This window comes from Chryseosolibacter histidinae, assembly GCF_018598225.1.
In the GTDB taxonomy this organism is placed as follows: Bacteria; Bacteroidota; Bacteroidia; order Cytophagales; family Cyclobacteriaceae; genus Chryseosolibacter; species Chryseosolibacter histidini.
In genome coordinates, this window is record NZ_JAHESF010000112.1 from 1 (window position 1) to 245 (window position 245).

Consider the following 245-nt stretch of genomic DNA (forward strand, 5'->3'; position numbering starts at 1 on the left):
TGCCGGACTTCATGCCGACTTTTCTACAACTGGCAAAAGCAGAGTATCCGGCGCAATACGACAACCGCACGATCACCCCGATGCAAGGCACCAGCCTGCTCACGGCGCTGACACAGGGCACGGAGAAGACTGACCGTACATTGTATAATGAGCACTTCAACGCGCGCTACGTGCGCAACGGTGATTGGAAGCTGGTGTCAACGGCGCGCGATACTACGTGGCACTTGTACAAGATTAAAGAAGAT

The 245-nt window shown here is 54.3% G+C and carries 1 pseudogene; it reads left to right on the forward strand.

The window, feature by feature from the left end:
* Nucleotides 1–245: pseudogene (locus KK083_RS32390) on the forward strand (arylsulfatase); the annotation flags it as partial.